Annotated in this window: 1 protein-coding gene; it reads right to left on the bottom strand. The window is 48.4% G+C overall.

The genetic code is table 11. From position 1 onward, the window contains the following. A partial coding sequence (locus STRDD11_RS13340) for an amino acid permease (RefSeq protein WP_164828520.1) occupies nucleotides 1–455 on the bottom strand: 455 nt, incomplete at its 3' end.

The following is a 455-nucleotide window of genomic DNA, read 5'->3' as shown; positions in this document are numbered from 1 at the left end:
CCTATGCCCCAGTGCTGGCCCAGAACGGCAAAAGCTTGATAAGCACCATTGCGCATCAAATCACCCGGTATGTGGTTGCTGTCAAAAATCATGGCCATGGCAAAAGAACCAAAGATAGCGCAAGCTCCGATGATAATAGCCATGGCAATCATTCCTTTGGGAAAGCCCTTGGCAGGATTTTTGACCTTATTGACATAAGGCGAAATAGCTTCCGCTCCGCCGACAGAAAAGACTAAAAGGGCAATCGTCGTAAAGTAGGAAAAGTCAAATTTGGGAATGTAGGTAGAAACCTGATCCATATTAGCTGTCGCCAGCTGCAGATCCGACTTGATAAAAGGCACACCCGCAGCCAGCAGGATAAAAAGCACAGACATGATCAGCATGGTGCTGCCGGCCAGAGTCCCCAAAAATTTCAATGCCTGCAGTCCCTTGGTGGAGATATAGAGCAGCAGCAC

The organism is Streptococcus sp. DD11, assembly GCF_001578865.1.
Lineage (GTDB): Bacteria > Bacillota > Bacilli > Lactobacillales > Streptococcaceae > Streptococcus > Streptococcus panodentis.
Note: the sequence above shows the minus strand (reverse complement) of the source record. Positions and strands in the feature narration are given on the sequence as shown.